Origin of the sequence: Photorhabdus tasmaniensis, assembly GCF_011189505.1 — a bacterium.
Taxonomy (GTDB): Bacteria; Pseudomonadota; Gammaproteobacteria; order Enterobacterales; family Enterobacteriaceae; genus Photorhabdus; species Photorhabdus tasmaniensis.
Map to the genome: position 1 here is coordinate 1 of NZ_PUJU01000119.1, position 2,930 is coordinate 2,930.

Sequence of the window (2,930 nt, forward strand, 5' to 3'; positions counted from 1 at the left end):
GTTGCTCGTCCCCGTGCTCGCCATCTCCGCCCCGTGCAGCCCCCAGGGGCTTCCCTGCTGAACAGCGTCACCTGCGGGCTTCGCCAGCCCGCACCCGGCCAACCCGCGTCAGCGGCGCAGGCAAGCTACGCCGCCGCCACGGGTTCCCAATAAAACCCGGTTCGGGCAGGAAAAGCGGGCAACAACCCGATTATGACAGCGGGGAAAAAGTGGGCTAAAATCGGCAAAGTGCCCGTCGGGGCGAGTTGGTATGTTCTTTAACAGGGTGGGAAAACGCGGCGGAGAAAAAGGCTGTTAAATCAGAGGGAAAAGTCCGCTCAACGGTATGATGGCGTCGGGATAGTGCCGAAGACCCGATTGGGTTAGCCGGAGGAGTAAATCCTTACAGTTACGTGCATAATCCGACTGGATGGGTTGATCCGTTGGGGCTCAGTAGAAAATGTGGCAAAGGATTTGACCAAAAAGACAGGATAACTCAGAGATGGACAGATAAACTTACAGGTAAAAAACCTGCTGATGTAGATGCGCACCTTACAAGTCGTGGGTGGGAAAAAACGTATCCTCAAGCTGGTAATCCAAATGCAATTCAACATGTTCAATATGTTAAAACAACTAAGTCTGGTACTACATATAAACTTGACTATCATCCAGGTGGTAATTCAACACAACCCAATATACATGGTAATGACTATTGGAAAGTATATAGAGTTAATAAAACAGGTGAAAATGTGGTTCTTGGACGAATAGGTCATGGGGGCTTTAAGAACTATGACTTAATTACTGACTCTCCTGTGTACGTCGACAGTATATTAAAGAATGGTGGGTTATAAAGTGATTGATTTTACTGCTGCGATAATATCAGGTAATTCGATAGGAAATATTTTATTGGGTAATAACATATCCGATTATTTTCATGAAATGTATTCAGGATATAGAGTGGAAATTAAAGAGTATTTTCTGCCTGATGGTGAAAAAAGAGTTGCATATACATTGGATAATGTCATGACAATATCAACTTTTCCTGATGGTTTGATTTTTTCCATTGGATGTAATCAAAGATATAAAGGACGTTATAATTGTACTTTATATGCAGGTCAAACCATGAAGGACTTAATAAAACTAACTCAAAGACAGCGTATTTTTAATGGCTCAGTTATTATTAATGACGATTTTGGATTTTCTTTTGTTCTTCCTGCACCTTATGATGAAATAGCAGATAATATTAGTCATATTCCACCCAGTTTGACTTTGAATGAGATATATGTATCTGATTTCTCTTCATGGAACCCCCAATTGTTAAAAAATAACCGGAAGATTTAACAAATGTAAATAATAACTCAAGCGGTCGCGGTAGGAATAGCCGTTACCGGCTCCCCCCTGCACAGATCCGGACGTGCGCTACTAACGCATCCGGCTCCTACCTCGGGTGTTTGGCGTAAAAGCGCTGCAAAGGATAAGGATGCACAATTCGGGGGGACGGTATCCATTTATTCACCAGTGACGGACCGGTGCTGGCTCTGGGCTATAACCTGAGCGGGCAGCTGACGGAAATTACCCGTACCGATTAAGATGTACGTAAAAGAATATTATCCACAGATGGGTATCAAACGTTTTATCGTTGGTTATTTAACAACATCAGAAAAGATAAAAAGTGAATATAATCCACGTTCGTTAAACATAAAACACGATATCCGACGATGATTAAACTTAACAAAAAGCAGGTGTTAAAAGGGATAAAAACAACGATTAAAGCTTTATGTTCATTAAATCCGTCGAGTAAAAAAACGACTTGCGATAACAGGTTAACTATCATAATAATTTAAAAGTGAGAATGCCGCCGTATTAAAGCTTTTATATCAAAAGCGGATTTAACGCAATAAATACCATTTTTAAAAATAACCATTAATAGTATTTAATCGAAAATCATTAACCGTTAATCCAAAGTTGAAAAGAAATCGCATGTAAAATAACATTACCCGAATAAACGGATATTAAAGCGCTTTCTCGCCAGTTATTTAACAACATCAGAAAAGATAAAAAGTGAATATAATCCGTGTTCGTTAAACATAAAACACGATATCCGATGATGATTAAACTTAACAAAAAGCAGGTGTTAAAAGGGGTAAAAAGGGGTAAAAAGGGGTAAAAAGGGGTAAAAAGGGGTAAAAAGGGGTAAAAAGGGGTAAAAAGGGGTAAAAAGGGGTAAAAAGGGGTAAAAAGGGGTAAAAAGGGGTAAAAACGACGGTTAAAACTTTATACTCATTAAATCCATCGAGTAAAAAAATGGCTTCCGATAACAGGTTAACGGTCATCATCATTTAAAAACGCGAATGCCAAAGCATTAAACATTTTATATCAAAAGCGGATTTAACGCAATAAATACCATTTTTAAAAATAACCATTAATAGTATTTAATCGAAAATCATTAACCGTTAATCCAAAGTTGAAAAGAAATCGCATGTAAAATAACATTACCCGAATAAACGGATATTAAAGCGTTTTCCCATCAGTTATTTAACTGCATTAGAAAAGATAAAAAGTGAATATAATCTACGTTCATTAAACATAAAACATGAGATCCGATGATGATTAAACCTAACAAAAAACAGGTGTTAAAAGGAGTAAAAAAACGGTTAAGACTTTATACTAATTAAATCCAAAGTTGAAAATAAATCGCACGTAAAATAACATTACCAGAACAAACGGATATTAAAGCGCTTTCACATTAGTTATTTAAATAAATTTTCAAAATAGTAGATCACAGGAAGGGAACTCAGTCCGATTTTTGCGATCTGATCAATTGCGAAAAATCCCAAACCCCAACACGGACTGAGTGATGCCTATCATAGCACCCATACCTCAAGATGAATGCCAGAAAATGAGAAAACTTATCCATAAAACCCGCGATAAGAACTATTCCCGTCGATTGA

General features: G+C 38.3%; 3 protein-coding genes. 2 read left to right on the plus strand and 1 reads right to left on the minus strand.

Annotated elements, in window-relative coordinates:
* Nucleotides 1-422: 422 nt before the first annotated feature.
* Together C5471_RS24665 and C5471_RS22945 are read left to right on the plus strand one after the other, a co-directional pair.
* Nucleotides 423-830 carry a hypothetical protein gene (locus C5471_RS24665; protein WP_242688836.1) on the plus strand — a complete coding sequence of 136 codons (408 nt, stop codon included), beginning with the start codon at nt 423-425 and terminating at the stop codon, nt 828-830.
* Between the two features lies 1 nt (nt 831).
* Nucleotides 832-1,320: a hypothetical protein gene (locus C5471_RS22945; RefSeq protein ID WP_133815021.1), complete on the plus strand. Its 489-nt coding sequence runs from the start codon at nt 832-834 to the stop codon at nt 1,318-1,320.
* A gap of 17 nt (nt 1,321-1,337) precedes the next feature.
* Here the strand turns inward: C5471_RS22945 and C5471_RS22950 are convergent, their stop codons facing one another.
* On the minus strand, nt 1,338-1,487 hold the full coding sequence (locus C5471_RS22950; protein ID WP_166296523.1) for a hypothetical protein: 150 nt from the start codon (nt 1,485-1,487) through the stop codon (nt 1,338-1,340).
* Between the last annotated feature and the right edge of the window lie 1,443 nt (nt 1,488-2,930).